Annotated in this window: 21 protein-coding genes; 9 read left to right on the forward strand and 12 right to left on the reverse strand. The window is 61.9% G+C overall.

Annotated features, from left to right (window positions below; all coding sequences use genetic code 11):
• Positions 1-130 precede the first annotated feature (130 nt).
• Complete coding sequence (gene coaD, locus NJC40_RS08125) at positions 131-613, reverse strand: pantetheine-phosphate adenylyltransferase (protein WP_045486366.1); 483 nt, start codon at positions 611-613, stop codon at positions 131-133.
• Between the two features lie 140 nt (positions 614-753).
• Positions 754-2,154, reverse strand: a complete 1,401-nt coding sequence (locus tag NJC40_RS08130; protein WP_253140255.1) for a coniferyl aldehyde dehydrogenase — start codon at positions 2,152-2,154, stop codon at positions 754-756.
• 167 nt (positions 2,155-2,321) lie between these two features.
• Between NJC40_RS08130 and NJC40_RS08135 the strand changes: the two genes are divergently transcribed.
• The gene (locus tag NJC40_RS08135) at positions 2,322-3,176 is read left to right on the forward strand and encodes a sulfurtransferase (protein WP_253140256.1); all 855 of its coding nucleotides are present in this window, start codon (positions 2,322-2,324) and stop codon (positions 3,174-3,176) included.
• 17 nt (positions 3,177-3,193) lie between these two features.
• Here NJC40_RS08135 and NJC40_RS08140 read toward each other — a convergent pair whose 3' ends face one another.
• The 4 genes from NJC40_RS08140 to NJC40_RS08155 form a co-directional block, all read right to left on the reverse strand.
• A complete protein-coding gene (locus NJC40_RS08140) occupies positions 3,194-4,231 on the reverse strand; it encodes a hydrolase (RefSeq protein WP_253112170.1) in 1,038 nt (345 codons plus the stop codon).
• Between the two features lie 113 nt (positions 4,232-4,344).
• Complete coding sequence (gene rsmD / locus NJC40_RS08145) at positions 4,345-4,929, reverse strand: 16S rRNA (guanine(966)-N(2))-methyltransferase RsmD (protein WP_045486378.1); 585 nt, start codon at positions 4,927-4,929, stop codon at positions 4,345-4,347.
• Positions 4,929-6,416, reverse strand: a complete 1,488-nt coding sequence (locus NJC40_RS08150; protein WP_045486381.1) for a M16 family metallopeptidase — start codon at positions 6,414-6,416, stop codon at positions 4,929-4,931. The genes rsmD and NJC40_RS08150 overlap by 1 nt, the downstream gene beginning before the upstream one ends.
• Positions 6,413-7,768 carry a M16 family metallopeptidase gene (locus NJC40_RS08155; protein ID WP_253140257.1) on the reverse strand — a complete coding sequence of 452 codons (1,356 nt, stop codon included), beginning with the start codon at positions 7,766-7,768 and terminating at the stop codon, positions 6,413-6,415. The genes NJC40_RS08150 and NJC40_RS08155 overlap by 4 nt, the downstream gene beginning before the upstream one ends.
• Positions 7,769-8,158: 390 nt before the next feature.
• Between NJC40_RS08155 and ftsY the strand changes: the two genes are divergently transcribed.
• The 4 genes from ftsY (at position 8,159) to rpoH (ending at position 12,274) form a co-directional block, all read left to right on the forward strand.
• Positions 8,159-9,595 carry a signal recognition particle-docking protein FtsY gene (gene ftsY, locus NJC40_RS08160; protein ID WP_253140258.1) on the forward strand — a complete coding sequence of 479 codons (1,437 nt, stop codon included), beginning with the start codon at positions 8,159-8,161 and terminating at the stop codon, positions 9,593-9,595.
• Positions 9,592-10,263, forward strand: coding sequence for a cell division ATP-binding protein FtsE (gene ftsE / locus NJC40_RS08165; RefSeq protein ID WP_045486392.1), 672 nt, complete (start codon positions 9,592-9,594; stop codon positions 10,261-10,263). Before ftsY ends, ftsE begins: the two co-directional genes overlap by 4 nt.
• The gene (gene ftsX / locus NJC40_RS08170; RefSeq protein ID WP_045486396.1) at positions 10,260-11,294 is read left to right on the forward strand and encodes a permease-like cell division protein FtsX; all 1,035 of its coding nucleotides are present in this window, start codon (positions 10,260-10,262) and stop codon (positions 11,292-11,294) included. Before ftsE ends, ftsX begins: the two co-directional genes overlap by 4 nt.
• 125 nt (positions 11,295-11,419) lie before the next feature.
• Positions 11,420-12,274 carry an RNA polymerase sigma factor RpoH gene (gene rpoH / locus NJC40_RS08175; RefSeq protein ID WP_045486399.1) on the forward strand — a complete coding sequence of 285 codons (855 nt, stop codon included), beginning with the start codon at positions 11,420-11,422 and terminating at the stop codon, positions 12,272-12,274.
• Positions 12,275-12,563: 289 nt separating this feature from the next.
• Here the strand turns inward: rpoH and mtgA are convergent, their stop codons facing one another.
• Positions 12,564-13,268 (reverse strand): monofunctional biosynthetic peptidoglycan transglycosylase, encoded by a 705-nt coding sequence (gene mtgA, locus NJC40_RS08180; RefSeq protein WP_253140259.1) that lies wholly within the window; start codon positions 13,266-13,268, stop codon positions 12,564-12,566.
• Between the two features lie 80 nt (positions 13,269-13,348).
• On the opposite strand from mtgA, the gene NJC40_RS08185 reads away from it, so the two are divergent.
• The 4 genes from NJC40_RS08185 to trmB all read left to right on the forward strand — a co-directional run bounded on the left by NJC40_RS08185 (position 13,349) and on the right by trmB (position 15,617).
• On the forward strand, positions 13,349-13,726 hold the full coding sequence (locus NJC40_RS08185; protein WP_045486404.1) for a DUF423 domain-containing protein: 378 nt from the start codon (positions 13,349-13,351) through the stop codon (positions 13,724-13,726).
• 84 nt (positions 13,727-13,810) lie between these two features.
• Positions 13,811-14,011 (forward strand): sulfur carrier protein ThiS, encoded by a 201-nt coding sequence (gene thiS / locus NJC40_RS08190; RefSeq protein ID WP_045486405.1) that lies wholly within the window; start codon positions 13,811-13,813, stop codon positions 14,009-14,011.
• A gap of 66 nt (positions 14,012-14,077) precedes the next feature.
• The gene (locus tag NJC40_RS08195; RefSeq protein ID WP_045486407.1) at positions 14,078-14,872 is read left to right on the forward strand and encodes a thiazole synthase; all 795 of its coding nucleotides are present in this window, start codon (positions 14,078-14,080) and stop codon (positions 14,870-14,872) included.
• Between the two features lie 97 nt (positions 14,873-14,969).
• On the forward strand, positions 14,970-15,617 hold the full coding sequence (gene trmB, locus NJC40_RS08200) for a tRNA (guanosine(46)-N7)-methyltransferase TrmB (protein WP_231906578.1): 648 nt from the start codon (positions 14,970-14,972) through the stop codon (positions 15,615-15,617).
• Between the two features lie 16 nt (positions 15,618-15,633).
• Here trmB and NJC40_RS08205 read toward each other — a convergent pair whose 3' ends face one another.
• The 5 genes from NJC40_RS08205 to NJC40_RS08225 all read right to left on the reverse strand — a co-directional run bounded on the left by NJC40_RS08205 (position 15,634) and on the right by NJC40_RS08225 (position 19,708).
• Positions 15,634-16,209: a lipocalin family protein gene (locus NJC40_RS08205; RefSeq protein WP_045486413.1), complete on the reverse strand. Its 576-nt coding sequence runs from the start codon at positions 16,207-16,209 to the stop codon at positions 15,634-15,636.
• 3 nt (positions 16,210-16,212) lie between these two features.
• Entirely contained in the window at positions 16,213-16,467 is a 255-nt protein-coding gene (bamE, locus tag NJC40_RS08210) for an outer membrane protein assembly factor BamE domain-containing protein (protein ID WP_045486415.1), read from the reverse strand.
• A gap of 119 nt (positions 16,468-16,586) precedes the next feature.
• A complete protein-coding gene (locus tag NJC40_RS08215) occupies positions 16,587-17,189 on the reverse strand; it encodes a DUF924 family protein (protein ID WP_045486416.1) in 603 nt (200 codons plus the stop codon).
• Between the two features lie 3 nt (positions 17,190-17,192).
• Positions 17,193-18,203, reverse strand: a complete 1,011-nt coding sequence (locus tag NJC40_RS08220; RefSeq protein WP_045486418.1) for a class 1 fructose-bisphosphatase — start codon at positions 18,201-18,203, stop codon at positions 17,193-17,195.
• Positions 18,204-18,352: 149 nt separating this feature from the next.
• The gene (locus NJC40_RS08225; RefSeq protein WP_045494135.1) at positions 18,353-19,708 is read right to left on the reverse strand and encodes a DUF3999 domain-containing protein; all 1,356 of its coding nucleotides are present in this window, start codon (positions 19,706-19,708) and stop codon (positions 18,353-18,355) included.
• Positions 19,709-19,731 lie beyond the last annotated feature (23 nt).

Consider the following 19,731-nt stretch of genomic DNA (forward strand, 5'->3'; position numbering starts at 1 on the left):
AACACTCCTGCCGCGGGTCGCATCCGGGCATATGAAAGCCAATGCGGCGAATTGTGCCGCATTAGGCTCCAGGATGCACCTTGAGGTTTCTAGGGTTATTACCTGAAAGTGCTGCAGCAGGCTGTCGCTTTCAATTGCTCTTGAACCGCTCGGTCAGCGCATTGGCCACGGCCGGGTGGACGAACTTGGTGATATCGCCACCCAAAGCCGCGATTTCCCGGACCAGGGTCGAAGAGATGAACGAGTAACGCTCCGACGGAGTCAGGAACAGGCTTTCCACGTCCGGGGCCAGTTGTCGGTTCATGTTGGCCAGCTGGAATTCGTACTCGAAGTCTGACACCGCACGCAGGCCGCGCAGCAGAATATTGGCATTCTGCTCCTTGGCCAGTTGCGCCAGCAGGGTCGAGAAGCCGATGACTTCGACATTGGGCAGATGGGCGGTTACTTCCCTGGCCAGCTCAACCCGTTGCTCGAGCGGGAACAAGGGGTTCTTCTTGGGGCTGGCCGCCACGGCAATGATCACATGATCGAACAGGCGCGAGGCGCGTTCGACCAGATCGCCGTGGCCCTTGGTAATCGGGTCGAAGGTGCCTGGATACAACACTCGGTTCATCGCGTCGTCCTGTCAGGAGTCCGTTGAGGGACTGGGATGGTATCGCAGCCGCGCCCATCGGGCCAAGTCGGCAGCCTTGCGACATCAGTCGTAAAGGGCCGATTATCGGACATTGGCGCCGATCGGCCAACGTTGCGCTGTCAGCGAATAAACAGCCACTGGATCAGCCGCTGCAGGGTTTTGCCGTACGGCGGGTAAATGAGCCGTGCGGTGTTCAGGCGCGGCTTGATCAGCACGCTCTTGGCTTTGCTGAAGGTCAGAAAACCTTCGCGGCCATGGTAATGGCCCATCCCCGAAGGGCCGATGCCGCCGAACGGCAGGTCGTCCACCGCGACATGTTGCAAGGTGTCGTTGATGCACACCCCGCCTGAGTGGGTGCGCTCCAGCACCTGTCGCTGCTCGTGTTTGTCGTAGCCAAAGAAATACAGGGCCAGTGGCCGTGGGCGCTGGTTGATCCAGCCCAGCGCCTGTTCCAGGGTGTCGTAAGGCAATACCGGCAACAGCGGCCCGAAGATCTCTTCCTGCATTACCTGCATGCTGTCGTCGACATCCAGCAGCAGTGTCAACGGCATTTGGCCGTCCTGACCCTGCGGTTGCAGGACGATTGCCTGGGCGCCTTTGCCGATGGCGTCATCCACATAATGCTGCAGGCGACGGCGCTGGCGTTGATTGATGATGTGCGTGCTGTCGCGGTTGCGGGTCGGCTGCGGGTAGAAGCCTTGGACTGTGTGGCGCAAGGCTTCGACCAGGCCGTCGAGGCGTTCCCGGGGCACCAGCACGTAATCCGGGGCCACACAGGTTTGCCCGGCGTTGAGGGTCTTGCCGAAGGCCAGCCGTTGCGCGGCATCCGCTAGCGGCACGTCACGAGACACAATGGCCGGCGACTTGCCGCCCAGTTCCAGGGTCACCGGGGTCAGGTGCTCGGCAGCGGCCCGCATCACCTGCTTGCCTATGCCGGTTGCGCCGGTGAACAGCAAGTGGTCGAACGGCAGTCGGGAAAACGCCATGCCGACCTCGACTTCACCCAGCACCACGCACACCAGGTCTTGCGGGAAAATCTGCGCCAGCATCTGCTTGAGCAACTGACCGGTGGCGGGGGTCGACTCGCTGAGTTTGAGCATCACCCGGTTGCCGGCTGCCAGGGCTCCGGTCAGCGGGCCGATAGCCAGAAACAACGGGTAGTTCCACGGCACGATGATGCCAACCACCCCCAGCGGCTGGTACATAACCTTCGCCGATGCCGGCTGGAAGGCCAGCCCGACGTGGCGTCGCGAGGGTTTCATCCAGCCCTTCAGGCGCCGCCTTGCATCGCGGATGCCCATCAGGCTGGGCAGCAGTTCGGCCAGCAGGGTTTCATCGGCACTGCGATGGCCGAAATCGGTACTGATTGCCGTCACCAGTGCCTGGCGCTGCGCCTTGAGCTGCTGCGCCAACTCACGCAACCACGCCTGGCGCTGCGCAACTGATGGCATCGGGTTGGCCGCAAAGGCCTGGCGCTGGAGAGAAAAGGCGGCGTCCAGCCGTTGCTGCGTGTCGCTCATGGTAGATCCTTGGGGTATGAACCGGGGCCACTCTACAATGCCTGCCGATCAACTGCATAAGCGGCATGTCTACCAAAGGCCAGTCGACGGCGTGCCTGCTCACGGCCTATGCTCGACAAATAGATGTCGCCTGATTATTCGATTGTCTGTCTGCAGGAGTTCGTTTTATGCCTCTCGCGCAACTGATCAGCCCCCGGGAACTGGCCGCCAGGCTGGAGGAGCCAGGGCTGGTGATTCTCGATTGCCGTTTTGCTCTGGAAGATGCCGACTACGGGCAGCGCAGCTATGCCCAGGGCCATATCGAGCGCTCTTGGTTCGCCGATCTGGAGCGCGACCTCAGTGGCCCGGTGAGCAAGGGCAAGACCGGCCGTCATCCACTGCCCGAGCCCCGCGCACTGGTCGAGCGGTTGCGCAGTTGGGGCATCAACAACGACAGCACGGTGGTGCTTTACGATGACGGCCCCGGCGCTTTTGCCGCCAGAGCCTGGTGGCTGCTGGCCTGGCTGGGCAAGCGCGACGGCGTGTATTTGCTCGATGGTGGCCTCAAGGCCTGGCATGCGGCAGGCCTGCCACTGAGCCTTGATCCGGCCGGTAACGAGCCAGGTCATTTCAATGGCGAACCGGACAATTCACTGGTGTTGAGCGCCGAACGCCTGCAAAAGCGTCTCGGGCGGCCAACCCTGAGCCTGATCGATGCACGTGCCGAACCGCGCTTTCGTGGTGAAGTCGAGCCGATTGATCCGGTGGCAGGGCACATCCCCGGCGCGCAATGCCTGGCATTTACCGAGAACCTTGGCGCCGATGGCTGCTTTTTGCCGGCCGAAAAGCTGCGCGAGCGCTTTGCCGCCGCCCTGCAGGACCGCCCTCCCAGTGAGCTGGTGGCCTACTGCGGCTCAGGCGTGACGGCCTGTCATAACCTGTTTGCCATGGCGCTGGCCGGTTACCCGTTGGGCGCCCTGTATGCCGGCTCGTGGAGTGAGTGGATTACCGACCCCAAGCGCGAAATCGCCACCGGCGGCTGAGGCCGGGTCAGGCGTTGTCAGGTCGCGGGATAGGGATTGTCCCGCTCGTGGGCAATGCCCAGCCACAGTGGGATACGCCGCTCCAGGTAGTATTCGGGGCGGCGCAACGAACCCTCGACAAAGCCCACATGGCCGCCCTTGGCCTGTAGCTCGAATTCGATGCACGAGGCCAGTTCATCCGGCGCAGGCAGGCTGTGGGCGAACACGAACGGGTCATCGATGGACTGGATGATCAGCGTCGGGGTGCGCACCTGGCCAAGAAAATAGCGGCTTGAAGCCCGTCGGTAATAGTCCTCGGCGTCGGTAAAGCCGTGCAGCGGCGCGGTGACCCGGCCGTCGAAATCCCAGAAGGTGCGCATGTTTTCCAGCGAGCCGAGCGCGGCCAGTTCGGCCAGCCCTTCGCTGAGCCCCTCGTGTTGAAAACGGCGCTGTTTGTCACGGATGTAGCCGAGCATTTCGCGCATGAAGTGGCGTTGATAGATACGCGAAAACCCCTGGCCGATACGGTTGGCGCATTGATCCAGACGAAACGGCACCGAGACGGCCACCGCACCGAGCAACTGGCTGTGTTCGCCGGACTCGCCCAGGTACTTGAGCAGTACATTACCGCCCAGCGAGTAACCCACCGCATACAACGGCGCCAGTGGTCGCAAGGCGCGCAAGTGGGCGACCACTGCGGCCAGGTCCTCACTGGCCCCGGAATGATAGCTGCGTGAGCGCAGGTTCGGCTCACCGGAGCAGCCGCGCCAGTTCAGCGCCACGCTGGCCCAGCCCTGCGCTTGCATGGCCCGTTGCAGGCCCACCACATAAGGCGAGTTCGACGAGCCGGTCAGGCCGTGCAGGACCAGCACCAGCGGTGCATCCGGGCAATGCGGGCCGTTCCAGTCCAGGTCGAGAAAATCACCGTCATCCAGCCACATGCGCTCGCGCTTTCGCTCAATCGGCAAGCCGCGCCGCAACAGCGGACCCCAGAGGGTTTGCAGATGCGGGTTACCCAGCCCGATGGCCGGGGCAAAGGGGCTGACATGGGCAGGATGAAACGAAGGTGCAGGCATGGCGGCAGTCATCGTTAAGCTGGCGGGTCAGCGCCTACGTTGCCACTAAGTGGTGCGCGATGTAAGGGGGGCAGGGCCAGCGGCCCGCCCCGCGATACCGGCGTAGCAGCCTGTTAACCGCGTTGCCAGAGCGCGTAATAGACCTGACCTGCCTTTTTCTCACGGTGCAGACGCCAGTTGCCTGGCAGCCCGGTGGTCGAAGGCGGTGTCTCGCTTTCGGTGTAGATCCACGCCCGTTCGCTCAGCCAGGCGTTGTTTTCCAGCAGGGTGCAGGCGTTGGCCAGCAGCTCCTGATGAAACGGCGGGTCGAGAAACACCACATCGAAGGTTTCTGCGGGGCAGGTCTCCAGGTGGCGCAGGGCATCACTTTGCTGAACCTGGCCGTTCTCGCATTTGAGCAGCGCCAGGTTCTGCCGCAGGCTGGCGATGGCCGCCGGGTTGGTGTCCAGCGCCAGCCCTGCCTTGGCACCGCGCGACAGCGCCTCGAAGTACAGCGCGCCGCTGCCACTGAACAGGTCCAGCACCCGCGCGCCGATGATGTATGGCGCCAGCCAGTTGAACAGCGTTTCACGCACCCGGTCAGGGGTCGGGCGCAGGCCGGGACCGTCGGGGAAGCTCAGTTTGCGGCTGCCCCATTCGCCACCGATGATGCGCAGTTGACCTTGGCCGTTATGCGCTTTTGCTCGTGGATTGGCCATCAATGCTCCGGAACGCCGACAGGTTGCCGGGCAGGTTTGTCAGTGGGGGGTGGCAGCGGTTTTTGCTCCACGGTCGGGCCGACGGTAACGATGACCATCTGGTCGGCGCTGAGGTGTTTGTTCATCGCGGCCTTGACCTGCTCGACCGTCACCGCCTGGGCTTCGGTCAGGTAGTCTTCCAGGAAGGTCAGCGGCAAATCATAGAAGCCAATCGCGCCCAACTGCGCGGCAATCGATGAGTTGCTGGCCGCCGACAGCGGGAAGCTGCCCGACAGTTCGCGTTTCACGTCGTCGATTTCTTTCTGGGTCGGGCCTTTGTCGAGGAACTCGCGCACCTGATCCTGGACCAGCTTGAGCGTGTTTTCGCTCAGTTCGGCGCGGGTTTGCAGGCCGATGGTGAACGGACCGGGCACGCGCATGCCGGTGAAGCCGGACGACACACCGTAAGTCAGGCCGCGCTTTTCGCGCACTTCGGTCATCAGGCGGCTGCCGAAGCCACCGCCGCCCAGTACCGAGTTGCCGACCATCAGCGCGGCGTAGTCCGGGTCGTTGCGGCTGATGCCCAGTTGCGCCAGCAGCAGGTGGGTCTGGTTGGACGGGAACTCGATATGTGTCACGCCGGCCTTGGGTTCGGCAGGCTCCGGCATTTTCGCCAGGGCCGGGCCTTTGGGCAGCGAGGCAGAGACTTGCGCGGCGATGGTCTGAGCCTCGTCGCGCGACAGGTCGCCAACCAGCGCGATGACCGCATTGCCGGAGGCATAGGCCTTGGCGTGGAAAGCCTTGAGCTGGGCCTGGGTCAGGGCGCCGATGCTTTTCGGGTTGCCGTCGCTGGGGTGGGCGTACGGATGGTTGCCGTAGAGTTTCTCGAACAGCGCCTTGCTGCCGATCACTCCGGGGTTCTGCTTCTGGTACTCGAAGCTGGCCAGCATCTGGTTCTTGATCCGCGCCAGCGAGTCGGCCGGGAAGGTAGGCTTGCCAATCACCTCGTTGAACAGCTTCAAGGCAGGTTCGCGTTTGTCCTGGCCACTGAGGCTACGCAGCGAGACCATGGCCATGTCGCGGTAGGAGCCGTTGCCAAAATCGGCGCCCAGGCCCTCGAAGCCTTGCGCGATGGCGGTGACGTCCTTGCCTTTGACGCCTTCGTTGAGCATGGCGTTGGTCATCAGCGCCAGGCCTGGAGCGTTCTGCGGGTCCTGGCTGCTGCCGGCGGCAAAGATCAGGCGCAGGTCGAACATCGGCAGTTCGCGCGATTCGACGAACAGCACCTTGGCGCCTTCGGCGGTGGTCCAGCTCTGGATGTTCATTTCCCGGCGTGCCGGGGCTTTGCCGTCCAGCTCTTTGAGCGATTGCAGGTTTTGCCCCAGTGGCGCGTCGCCACGCGGCGCATCAGGGGCTACGGCATTATTGGCAGCAGCGGGCAGGGCGACCAGCGCACTGAGCGAGGCGGCCAGTAACAGGCCGGGCAGCGAATGTTTGCGCATGATCATTTGGCCTTCTTCTCCTCAGGCAGCACGTGCGCAACGCTGAGGCGCTCACGGGTGAAATAGGTCTTGGCGGCGTTCTGGATGTCGGCCGGGGTCACGCCTTGCAGCGCAGCCAGCTCTTCGTCGATCAACTTCCAGGACAGGCCGACGGTTTCCAGTTGGCCGATAGTTGTGGCCTGGCTGGTGATCGAGTCGCGCTCATAGACCAGGCCGGCGATGACCTGGGCCCGGACCCGCTCCAGTTCTTCGCTGGACGGCGCCTTGGTCTTGAGTTCGTCGAGCAGGCGCCAGATACCGGCTTCGGTGTCGGCCAGGGTTTTCTTCTTCTGCACGTTGGGCGTGGCGCTGATCAGGAACAGGCTGTCACCGCGGGCAAAGGCGTCGTATTGCGACGAAGCACCGGCTACCAGCTCTTCACCACGCTCCAGGCGGGTCGGAATACGCGCGCTGTAGCCGCCGTCGAGCAAGGCGGCGATCAGGCGCAGGGCATGCACCGAGCGCGGGTCTTCGGCGGTCGACAGGCTCGGCACATTGAAGCCGTAGATCAGGCTCGGCAACTGGGTCTTCAAATGCAGGGTGATCTGCCGCTGGCCAGGCTCGGCCAGTTCCAGCGGTTTCTTGGCGGGCGGCACGTCGCGGCGCGGGATCGAGCCGAAGAAACGCTCGGCCAGGGCTTTCACTTCATCGGGCTTGACGTCGCCGACCACCACCAGCGTGGCGTTGTTAGGGGTGTACCACTGTTGATACCAGTGGCGCAGGTCCTCGACCGTCATGCGATTGAGGTCGGCCATCCAGCCGATGGTCGGGGTGTGATAGCCGCTGGCCGGATAGGCCATGGCCTTGAAACGCTCATAGGCCTTGCTGACCGGTTTGTCATCGGTACGCAGGCGGCGTTCTTCCTTGATGACCTCTATCTCGCGGCTGAACTCGTCGGCCGGAATTTTCAGCGTCGCCATGCGATCGGCTTCCAGCTCCAGCGCTACGCTCAGGCGGTCGCGGGCCAGCACCTGGTAATAAGCGGTGTAGTCGTCGCTGGTGAAGGCGTTCTCTTCGGCGCCCAGATCGCGCAGGATCAGCGAAGCTTCGCCGGGACCGGTCTTGCTGCTGCCCTTGAACATCATGTGTTCAAGAGCGTGAGACAGCCCGGTGTGGCCGGGGGTCTCGTAGCTGGAGCCGACCTTGTACCAGACCTGGGAGACCACCACCGGTGCGCGGTGGTCTTCACGCACGATGACTTTCAGGCCGTTGTCGAGGGTGAATTCATGAGTCGGTTGCGGATCGGCTGCCAAGGCAGCCAGCGGCAGGCAGAGAGTGCTGAGCAACAGGCCTGCGGCGCGGCGGGCTAAAGCGTTCATTGGTCATTTGAACCTGTAAGACGGGCCGCCAGGACTTAGCGTCTGCGGGCACGGGGGTGTTAGGATACTGATCCGTTTGCGGCGCGAACAACCCTCAAGGGCCCGCGGCCCATGAAACTTGTTTCAGGCAAGGGTGAATCGGGTGCCGCTTAACGAGGGGGGTGTTTATAAAATAGGCGAGCGAAGGCAAGACAAGGCGAGATTGGCCGAAAAAGCGCAGTGTACATTTTGTACATGAGCTTTTTGAGGTCAATTTCAACGCAGTATTGCCGAGTGCAGCCATTTTGTAGACGCACTCTGAACAAGCGGCCCTGATCGCAGTCTGTTGGCATGTCGCCTTTTTTCCGGAACGCCTGTGGGCGTTTCGCTACTTTGAGATAGCCGTCCTCCATGTTTGGTTCCAACGACGACAAGAAGACCCCAGCCGAGGCTGGAGAAAAGAAAGGCCTGTTCGGATGGTTTCGCAAGAAAGCCCCGGAGCCTGCTCCGGCGCCCCAGGAAACACCCGCAGTCCAGCCTGACGCGCAACCCGAGCCTGCTCCGGCTGCTGAAGTGCAGCATGTGGCTGCGGCTGCCTTTGCCCCTGTTGAGCCTGTGGTTGTACCGCCAGCCGTCGAGCCTGCGGCCCCGGTTGTGCCGGTGCAAGCCGAGCCGACGCCTGCGCCTGTAGAGCCTGTGGTTGTCGCTCCTGTCAGTACGCCTGCGCCAGTTGTTGTCGCGCCTGAACCGGCTGCCTCTGCTCCTGCACCGGTCGTAGAGCCGGTTGTTGTGCCAGCCCCTGTTGTTGTCGCCCCGGAGCCAGTGATTCCTGCGCCTGCACCGGTGATTGAACCAGCACCGGTTGCCGAGACCGCCCTGGTGCCTGCTGCCCCCGCGCCTGCCGCAGAACCTGCGAAAACCGGCTTCTTTGCCCGTCTCAAGCAAGGCCTGTCAAAGACCAGCGCCAGCATTGGCGAAGGGATGGCCAGTCTGTTTCTGGGCCGCAAGGCGATTGACGATGACTTGCTCGAAGAGATCGAAACCCGTCTGCTGACCGCCGACGTGGGTGTCGAGGCAACCTCGGTGATCATCCAGAACCTGACCCAGAAGGTTGCCCGCAAGCAACTGACCGACGCCGAAGCCCTGTACCAGTCGCTGCAGGCCGAGCTGGCTGCCATGCTCAAACCGGTCGAGCAGCCGCTGCTGATCGACACCACGCACAAGCCTTATGTGATTCTGGTAGTGGGCGTGAACGGTGCCGGCAAGACCACCACGATCGGCAAACTGGCCAAGAAGCTGCAGCTTGAAGGCAAGAAGGTCATGCTGGCCGCTGGCGACACCTTCCGTGCCGCTGCCGTGGAACAGCTGCAGGTCTGGGGTGAACGTAACCAGATCCCGGTGATCGCCCAGCACACTGGCGCCGACTCGGCGTCGGTGATCTTCGATGCCGTGCAGGCGGCCAAGGCCCGTGGTGTCGATGTGCTGATCGCCGATACGGCCGGGCGTCTGCACACCAAAGACAATCTGATGGAAGAACTCAAGAAGGTTCGCCGGGTGATCGGCAAGCTCGATGAGCACGCGCCTCATGAGGTCTTGCTGGTGCTCGACGCCGGTACTGGCCAGAACGCCATCAACCAGGCCAGGCAATTCAACCAGACCGTGTCGTTGACCGGCCTGGCCCTGACCAAACTCGACGGTACGGCCAAAGGCGGGGTGATTTTCGCCCTGGCCAAGCAGTTTGGCCTGCCGATTCGTTACATCGGCGTAGGCGAGGGCATCGACGACCTGCGCACTTTCGAGGCCGAACCTTTCGTTCAGGCCCTGTTCGCGGAGCGGGAGCGCACATGATTCGATTCGAGCAGGTCGGTAAGCGTTATCCGAACGGTCACGTCGGGTTGCATGAGCTGAGCTTTCGAGTGCGTCGCGGTGAGTTTCTGTTTGTCACCGGCCACTCCGGGGCCGGTAAAAGTACCCTGTTGCGCCTGTTGCTGGCCATGGAGCGCCCGACCTCGGGCAAGCTGCTGCTGGCCGGTCAGGACCTGGGGCAGATCAGTACGGCGCAGATTCCCTTCCTGCGCCGCCAGATCGGCGTAGTGTTCCAGAACCACCAGTTGCTGTTCGACCGTACGGTGTTCAACAACGTCGCCCTGCCATTGCAGATTCTCGGGCTGTCCAAGCCCGAGATCGCCAAGCGTGTCGACTCGGCGCTGGAGCGTGTTGCGCTGGCCGACAAGGCCACGCTGTATCCGGGCGACCTGTCCACCGGCCAGCAGCAGCGGGTCGGTATCGCACGCGCCATTGTCCATCGCCCGGCACTGTTGCTGGCCGATGAGCCGACCGGCAACCTCGATCCCCGGCTGGCGGCGGAAATCATGGGTGTATTTGAAGATATCAACCGGCTTGGCACCAGTGTGCTGATTGCCAGCCACGACCTGGCACTGATTGCGCGCATGCGCCATCGCATGTTGACCTTGCAGCGTGGGCGTCTGATCGGTGACGGGGAAGCCGGCGTATGAGCAACTCGTCACGCAGCAATGCAAAAATTTCCGACCGCGCCGCGGCCCGTGCGGCAGACCAGGAGCCGCCCAAGAAAAAACGTGGCGCGCACGATGATGACGGGCCGGATTTTTCCACCTTGCTGGCCGCCTGGGTCGAGAGCCATCGCAGCAGCCTGCTCGACAGCCTGCGGCGGCTGGGCAAGCAGCCGATCGGCAGTTTTTTTACCTGTCTGGTGATGGCAGTGGCCTTGAGCCTGCCGATGGGCTTGTCGCTGTTGTTGAGTAACGTCGAGCGTCTGGGCGGGTCCTGGCAGCGTGCGGCGCAGATCTCGGTGTATCTGAATATCGACGCCGGTCAGGCTGACGGCAATCGCCTGCGCGAACAGATCAAGGCCATGCCCGGTGTGGCTGAGGCCGAATATGTCAGCAGCGAACAGGCACTCAAGGAGTTCCAGAAGGACTCCGGTCTGGGCGAGGCGCTCAAGGAGCTGCCCAGCAACCCGTTGCCGGGCGTCGTGGTGGTAACTCCCGAAGAGGTCGACAAACCGGCGCTGGAAGCCTTGCGCACCCGTTTGTCTGAATTGCCCAAGGTGCAACAGGCGCAACTGGACCTGGTATGGGTTGAGCGGCTGGCGGCAATTCTCAAGCTCGGTGACCGCTTCGTCTTCGGCCTGACCGTGCTGCTGGTGGCGGCGCTGTTGCTGGTGATCGGCAACACCATTCGTCTGCATATCGAAAACCGGCGTACCGAGATTGAGGTCATCAAGCTGGTGGGCGGTACCGACAGCTATGTGCGCAGGCCGTTCCTGTACATGGGGGCGCTGTATGGCATTGGTGCCGGGCTGCTGTCATGGGGGGTGCTGGCATTTGGCCTGGACTGGCTGAACGAGTCGGTCATCGACCTTGCCGGGCTCTATGGCAGTGACTTTGCCTTGGCCGGTGTTCCTGTTGCAGATGGTTTCTCGCTCTTGCTTGGAGCAGTGTTCTTGGGTTATATCGGTGCATGGATCGCGGTGGCTCGTCATTTGAGTGAGCTCGCCCCCCGGTAAATCAGCATCGGGGTTGATCGTTTTTTAATCAATTGACTTCTTGTTCAGGGAACTTGTCTAGCGGTTCCCGGTCAATTTCGCAGTGCTGAACTGCACGAGTCATGTGAGTCGGAGGTTTCTTTCGTATGACCAATTCCTTGCAACCTGCCTATGCTCTGGTCCCGGGTGCCAACCTGGAGGCTTACGTGCATGCGGTCAACAGCATCCCGATGCTGACGCCCGAGCAGGAGCGCGAACTGGCAGACAGTCTCTACTACGAGCAAAATCTGGAATCCGCCCGCCAGATGGTTCTGGCGCACCTGCGCTTCGTGGTGCATATCGCGCGCAGCTATTCCGGTTATGGTCTGGCCCAGTCCGACCTGATCCAGGAAGGCAACGTCGGCTTGATGAAGGCAGTAAAACGCTTCAACCCGGAAATGGGCGTGCGTCTGGTGTCGTTCGCCGTGCACTGGATCAAGGCTGAAATTCACGAGTTCATCCTGCGCAACTGGCGGATCGTCAAAGTGGCGACCACCAAGGCGCAGCGCAAGCTGTTCTTCAACCTGCGCAGCCAGAAAAAGCGTCTGGCCTGGCTGAACAACGACGAAGTGCATCGTGTGGCCGAGAGCCTGGGTGTCGAGCCGCGTGAAGTGCGCGAGATGGAAAGCCGTCTTAGCGGCCAGGACATGGCCTTCGACCCGGCCTCCGAGGCTGATGACGACAGCGCGTTCCAGTCGCCGGCCAACTACCTCGAAGACCACCGCTACGACCCGGCTCGCCAGTTGGAAGACGCCGACTGGAGCGACAACTCAACCGCCAACCTGCATCAGGCGCTGGAAGTGCTCGACGAGCGCAGCCGGGACATTCTCTACCAGCGCTGGCTGGCCGAAGAAAAGGCCACGCTGCATGACCTGGCCGAGAAATACAACGTCTCTGCCGAGCGTATTCGCCAGCTTGAAAAGAACGCGATGAACAAGCTCAAGACGTCCATAGCGGCCTGATCTGAGCACTGTGCAAAACGCCCCGACTTGTCGGGGCGTTTTTGTTTATGGCCAATGCCCATACCATGTGTTTGAAGGCCCGAATCCCGTTGGGAGCTTGCTTGCTGGCGAAAGCGTCGGCACATTCGCAACAGATGCTGTGACTTTACTGGCCTCTGCGTCGGAATGCCGCCCAGACCAAGGTCGCTCCCACCGAGGGCATACAGTACCTAAGTGAATGTGGCTCTAGCCGCGAAAGGCTTCGCAGCTAAAGCCGCTCCTACGGCGCTCCGTGTTCGCCGCCCAGCCGTTATGGTTTTCCCTCCAGCGCTGTCAGGTAGCTGTCGCCGCCCAGCTGACGCATCTGCTGGCGGATCCAGCCGGCGCGGCGTGCAATGTAGCTGCCGGGACTGCTGGCGCTCCAGCGGCGCGGGTTGGGCAGCACCGCGGCCAGGTAGCTGGCCTGCTGGGTGCTCAGGTTCGCGGCGCTGGTGTTGAAGTGATGCCGGGCAGCCGCTTGGGCGCCGAACACGCCATCGTCCCATTCCACGCTGTTGAGATACACCTCAAGAATGCGCTGTTTGGACCACAGCAACTCGATCAATGCGGTGAACCAGGCCTCCAGCCCTTTGCGCAGGTAGCTGCGACCCGACCACAGAAACAGGTTCTTGGCCACTTGCTGGGAGAGGGTACTGGCGCCGCGAAGCGAGCCGCCGCGTTCGTTATGGGCAATTGCCGCCTGGATGGCTGCCACGTCAAAGCCCCAGTGTTCAGCGAACTTCTGGTCTTCACCGGCGACCACCGCGACTTTCAGGGGCGATGCGATTTGCTCCCAGGCCACCCAATCGCGCTGCAGGTCAATGGGCTGACCATCAATCCATGATTCAATCTTGCGCTCGACCATCAATGCCGTAGCCGGTGGCGGCACCCAGCGCAATACGAGTACCAGCACAAAGCTGCCTGCAGCAAACCACAGCAGCGCTTTTGCTAGACGACGGAAAAGGATACGCAGCATAGAGATCGCTTGGCCGAACCGATTGAGCGGGCCATTATACAGACCACAGATGATTGAACGATTTTTGCCTGGAGCTGCAGATGTTTCGTGGTTTTTTAATGATGGCGGCGTTTTTCGGCTTCACCGGTGTAGCGCTTGGCGCTTTTGCCGCGCACGGCCTCAAGGGGCGTCTGAGTGCCGAGTATCTGGCGATTTTCCAGACTGGGGTGCTGTATCAGTTGGTCCATGCCCTGGCGCTGTTCGGGGTCGCTCTGCTGGCGATGCATATGCCTGGCCGTCTGGTGAACTGGGCCGGTTACGCCTTCGCCGCCGGCATCGTGCTGTTCTCCGGCAGCCTGTATCTGTTGACCCTGAGCAGTATCGGCAAGCTGGGTATCATCACCCCCTTCGGCGGGCTGTGCTTCTTGTTCGGCTGGTCGATCCTCGGGGTGCTGGCCTGGCGGGTGGGCAGCGCCTGAGACGAATGGTGCGGCTGCAGCTTGGTCAGACCGGCTGGCCGGGCTAGAATGCTGGCCCCCTAACAATGATGGCTGCTGTCGCGCATGCACATTCAGTTGAACGGTGAAACCTTTGAATTGCCTGACGGCGAGACCGTCGCCGCATTGCTGGCCCGTCTGGACCTTGCCGGGCGGCGCGTCGCTGTGGAATTGAACCTGGACATCGTGCCGCGTAGCCAGCATGACACCACTGCCCTGCGCGAAGGCGATCAGGTTGAAGTGGTTCATGCCATCGGCGGCGGCTGAGTCAGATGGCGTTACGTTCTCAACGCGTCTGAGTAAAGGTCAAAACGTATCTCTAGAGGAATCACGATGAGCAATGTTCGCAGCGACAAGCCGTTCGTCCTGGCGGGTCGCACTTTCGAGTCGCGCCTGCTGGTCGGCACCGGCAAGTACGTGGATATGAACCAGACCCGCGAGGCCATCGAGGCTTCGGGTGCCGAGATCGTCACGGTTGCCGTGCGCCGCACCAATCTGGGCCAGAACCCAGGTGAGCCAAACCTGCTCGACGTGCTGCCGCCGGATCGCTACACCATTTTGCCCAATACCGCTGGCTGCTTCGATGCCGCCGAAGCGGTGCGCACTTGCCGCCTGGCCCGTGAGCTGCTCGACGGGCGCAATCTGGTCAAGCTCGAAGTGCTGGCCGACCAGAAGACCCTGTTTCCCAATGTCATCGAGACCCTCAAGGCCGCCGAAGTGCTGGTCAAGGATGGTTTTGACGTCATGGTCTACACCAGCGATGACCCTATCGTCGCCCGTCAACTGGCGGAAATCGGCTGTATTGCGATCATGCCGCTGGCCGGGCTGATCGGCAGTGGCCTGGGGATCTGCAACCCGTACAACCTGCAGATCATCCTGGAAGAAACCAAAGTACCGGTGCTGGTCGATGCCGGTGTCGGTACGGCTTCGGATGCCACCATCGCCATGGAGTTGGGGTGCGAAGCGGTACTGATGAACTCGGCTATCGCCCATGCCCAGCATCCGGTACAGATGGCTGAAGCCATGAAACACGCGGTGATCGCTGGCCGCCTGGCCTATCTGGCCGGCCGCATGCCCCGCAAACTCTACGCCAGCGCGTCTTCGCCGCTGGATGGCCTGATCAAGTAAGAGCCCGTTGATGACTGATCCACACGTTCCACATCCAGAGTCACCTGCTGACGAAGCCGCTGATGCGCGTCCGCACCGCCGTATCAAAAGCTTTGTGATGCGCGCCGGGCGCATGACTGAAGGCCAGCAGCGCGGCCTGGACCAGGGCTTGCCTCAATTCGGTCTGCAACTGAGCGATGCGCCGGTGGACTTCGACCAGGTGTTCGGTCGCGCTGCGCCGCGCACGCTGGAGATCGGTTTTGGCATGGGTCATTCGCTGCTGGAGATGGCCGCTGCTGCGCCAGAGCATGACTTCATTGGTGTCGAGGTGCATTCACCGGGTGTGGGTGCGCTGCTCAACGGTGTGCTGACTCAGGGGTTGAGTAACGTGCGGGTCTACGATTGCGATGCGATCGAAGTGCTCAACCGCTGCGTGGCCGATAATAGCCTTGATCGGCTGATGCTGTTTTTCCCGGACCCCTGGCACAAGAGCCGCCATCACAAGCGGCGTATCGTGCAGCCCGAGTTTGCTGAACTGGTGCGCAGCAAGCTCAAGCCAGGTGGTGTGTTCCATATGGCCACCGACTGGGAACCGTATGCCGAGTACATGCTTGAGGTGATGAGTGTGGCGCCGGGTTATCGTAACCAGGCTGCCGATGGCCAGTATGTACCGCGCCCGGAAGAGCGCCCGATCACCAAGTTCGAGCGTCGCGGTGAGCGCCTTGGCCACGGTGTGTGGGATCTGAAGTTCGAAAAGATCGCCTGAAGCTGCTCGATCCGCCTTACTGGTTGCGGGCGGCCTTCAGGTCCGCCTCGCGCCAGATCAGTCGGCTGGTGTCGTAGCCTTGTTGGCGAGCCTTGCTGAGCATTTCCTGTTTGACCCATTCCGGTACGCTGGGCGTGCGAGACAGCAACCACAGGTACTTGCGATTGGGGTTACCGACCACTGCGGTCTTGTAGTGGTCGTCGACGTACAGGACCCAGTAATCGCCCTTGCCAACCCATGGCAGCAGGCGCGAGAACCAATTATCGAATACCACCCACAGCTTGTCGGTCTTGCCCTCAACCTGCGGCGAAGCCGTGCCTTTGGCTTCTTGCCATTCGCCGTCATGGTTCTGGCAGCGATTGGTGACCGCTACGTTGCCATCATCCTTGAGCAGATAGCGTGCCTCTGAGCGGGCGCAGTCGCGCTGGAAGTGCATGGGCAGGCGCGCCAGTTCATACCAGGTGCCCTGGTAGCGTTTAAGGTCGATATTGCCGGCCGTTTTAGGGTCCAGGTTCTCTGCCGAGTGGGCAAAGCCAATGGCCAGAAAACCGGCCAGAACGACGAGGGCAAAGCGCAGCAGTCGGATCGCCATAACTCAATTCAGGCCCTGGCCAGAGAACATCAGCACCTTGTCACCGGCGTACTGCACGCTGATAAAGGTTTTCTCGTTACCCCAGGTGCAACTGGACATGCCCAGTGCGCCAGAGCATTCGGTCGGCTTGCCAAGCAGGTCTTCGACCTGGGCTTTTTGCATGCCTGACGACAGTTTCGAGTAGTTTTCCTGATTGATCTTGTTGCACGCGCCAAGAAAGACCAGCGATGCCAGCAAGGCAATGTAACGCAGAGGCATGAACGAGAGCTCCTGAAAAATGTGGGCCGGTATTCGAGCGATACCGTGCCACGAACTTTGATGAGCGAAATGCTCTCAGGTTCCCGACCATTGAAACGATTTGTGACGCAGGTTTACATTTAGAAACTTGAACCCGATGTCTTCAGGAAGGCGATTTCCTCAGCGGTGCTGGTCCGGCCAAGCACGGCATTGCGATGCGGGAAGCGACCAAAGCGCTCAACGATCCGCTGATGGCGCTCGGCGTAGTCCAGGCTCTGGCGCAAATAGGCGCGGTCGGCATCGGATGCCGTCTGCAACAGGCTGGTAAAGCAAGCTACCGCCTGATTCTGGTCGTCAAGGTTTTCGCTGTGCTCCAGCACCAGGTAGGCGAAGCTGCGGTGCACGGGGGACAGCTTAAGGTCATGGCCTTGCCTGAGACCTTCATGCAAAAGTGCCTGGGCGCGGGCATCGCCGCTCCAGGCACGAGGGGTGTCGCGGTAGATCATGCGCGGCAACTGGTCGAGCAGCAGGATCGTGCCCAGCCAACCCTGCGGGTCATTGAGCCAGTGTTCCTGGCCACCCTCGAGGGCCTGTTGCACCAGATCACCGAAGCGCTCGTGCGCCTCGGTGTCGTTAGCCTTGCGTTTACCGAACCACAGCGTGTTCCTGGCGCTGGCGGTCTCGCCGGCCGATTCGAAATCGCCGAACCACCAGTCCAGCAACGCCTGCCAAGGAGCTGGCATGGCTTATTGCTGGTGGTAACCGGTAACGCGCGCCACTTCCTCTTTGGAACCGAGGAATACCGCAACGCGCTCGTGCAGGCCTTCAGGCTGAATGTCGAGGATCCGTTGCTTGCCGTTGGTCGAAGCGCCGCCGGCCTGTTCGATGAGGAACGACATCGGGTTGGCTTCGTACATCAGGCGCAATTTGCCCGGCTTGGATGGCTCGCGCGAATCACGCGGGTACATGAACAGGCCGCCACGGGTCAGAATGCGGTGTACATCGGCAACCATCGCCGCGACCCAGCGCATGTTGTAGTTCTTTTGCAGCGGGCCTTCTTCGCCAGCCAGCAGCTCGTCCACGTAGCGTTTTACCGGGGCTTCCCAGTGGCGCTGGTTGGACATGTTGATGGCAAATTCCTGGGTTGACTCAGGAATGCTGATGTCTTCGTGAGTCAGCACGAAGCTGCCCATCTCGCGGTCCAGCGTGAAGCCCTTGACGCCGTCGCCCAAGGTCAGGACCAGCATGGTCTGTGGGCCGTAGATCGCGTAACCGGCGGCAACCTGCTGCGAACCTGGCTGCAGGAAGGCTTTTTCGTTCAGTGCTTCGTTCTGGCTCAGGTATTCGTTAGGGCAGCGCAGAACCGAGAAAATGGTGCCGACCGGGGCATTGATGTCGATGTTCGACGAGCCGTCCAGCGGGTCGAAAACCAGCAGGTAGGCGCCTTTGGGGTATTTGCCGGGGATCTGGTAGGCGTTGTCCATTTCTTCGGAGGCCATGCCGGCCAGGTGACCGCCCCATTCGTTGGCTTCAAGCAGGATCTCGTTGGAGATCACGTCGAGCTTCTTCTGGACCTCGCCTTGCACGTTTTCGGTGCCTTCACTGCCCAGCACGCCGCCCAGGGCGCCTTTGGACACCGCGTGGCTGATCTCTTTGCACGCACGCGCCACCACTTCGATCAGGAAACGCAGATCGGCAGGAGTGTTGTTGCTGCGGGTCTGCTCAATCAGATAGCGACTCAGGGTAACGCGGGACATGGATAGCTCCGAAACAGGGGGGAGTAAAAAACCCGCGCAGTTTAGCGCGAGTCGCAAGGTAATACTGCCCTGTCAGACCGGATCTGCAGGGGCTGGTTCATGTGTGGGCAAAGCGTAGCCGCAAAAACGGCTGCCAGAGGCGCCGCATATCAGGGTCTGGAGCGCATGGCGCGCAGCGTGCTCCAGGCCATCCAGGCGAGGATGAGTGCACCGAGCAGCAGAACGCCCCACAGGCCCAGACGTTTGTAGTCAGGGCCGGGCGCCGCTACAGGCAGTGGCGCGCTCAGGTCGGGCACCTTGGCGGCTACCGGCGCGGCCTTGCCCAGAGTGGCCAGGGTCTGCGGGTTGAGTTCAGGAATCAGTGTGGTCAGCGGCAGGTTGGCCGCGGTGGCGGTCGGGTTGCCGATGGCCAGGGTGAACGGGCCTTTGTCGCGGGCCAGAAACACCACTTGGGTCGCCTGCATTGCAAAGCGCAGTTTCGGCACCTGGTCGCCCAGGCCACCGCCGCGTTCGTCCACGTCCAGTTTCAATTGCCGCACCGTCTGGCCGTCGAGCTGGATTTCGTTTTGCACGACGTCCTGGCCGTTCTGGGTCAGGCGATACAGCAGGCTGCTGCCGAGCAGTTGCCAAGGCTGGCTGGCATCCAGGCGGCCATACAAGGTGCCCGGCGCCAGGCTGTTGGGCTGCTCGATGTCGATGCTGACCCGCTGCAACGGCAGGCTGACCGGTAATTGCCAGAGGTATTGGCCCGGCTGGGCCAGGCTGCCGCCAACCGGTGGCGACCAGCTCAGCGGCAGTGCCGGGCTTTCCGGGCGGGCGCTGACCACATGGGCGGCGGTCAGGGTCGGGGCGTTCTGGGCCGATGACCAGAGCAGGCGCAAATAGCGGGCGTTCAGGCCGGGCAAGCCGACCTCGCGTTGCTCGACCACCTCATCTGCGAACGACAGGCGCGCCACCCGGCCTTCGCCCCACGGCTGCCAGCTTTGCAGGTCGTCACTGGCCTCAATGCTGAATTGCTGAAAACCTTCGCGCTCGGTGCTCCAGTCAATGATCAACTGCTCCAGCGGTGCCTGGACGGTGCTGGTATCGAGCAACCAGCCACGCAGCACCTCTTCGCCCGCTTCAATGGCACCCAGCGGCTGGACTTCGATCAGGGCGCCGGTGCTGGAGCGTTCGATACGAATCCCCGGTGCGCTGTCGCTGGCTTCTGCGGTGCTGTACAGCGGAAACCATTTCACTGCAATCGGCTCTGCTTCAGTTTCGATCACCGCAGCGTCGCGAGTGAAGGCATAGGCCATGGCCTGACCCTGCGCATTGAATACCCGCAGATCGCCCAGATTGGCCTGGCGGGCATTGAGCTGTACGGCCAGTGGTAATTGCAGCTTGTACCACGGGCCTTCGCCGCTCACGGTCAGCGGCGTCTGGCTGGCGAAATCGGCCAGTTTGTCCTGGGCGTGGGCGTTGATCGCCGCGCACCAGACCATGCCCAGTGCGGCGATTTTCATCATCAGCGGACGGCTCAAGCAGT

Source organism: Pseudomonas sp. 21LCFQ02, assembly GCF_024129895.2.
Taxonomy (GTDB): Bacteria; Pseudomonadota; Gammaproteobacteria; order Pseudomonadales; family Pseudomonadaceae; genus Aquipseudomonas.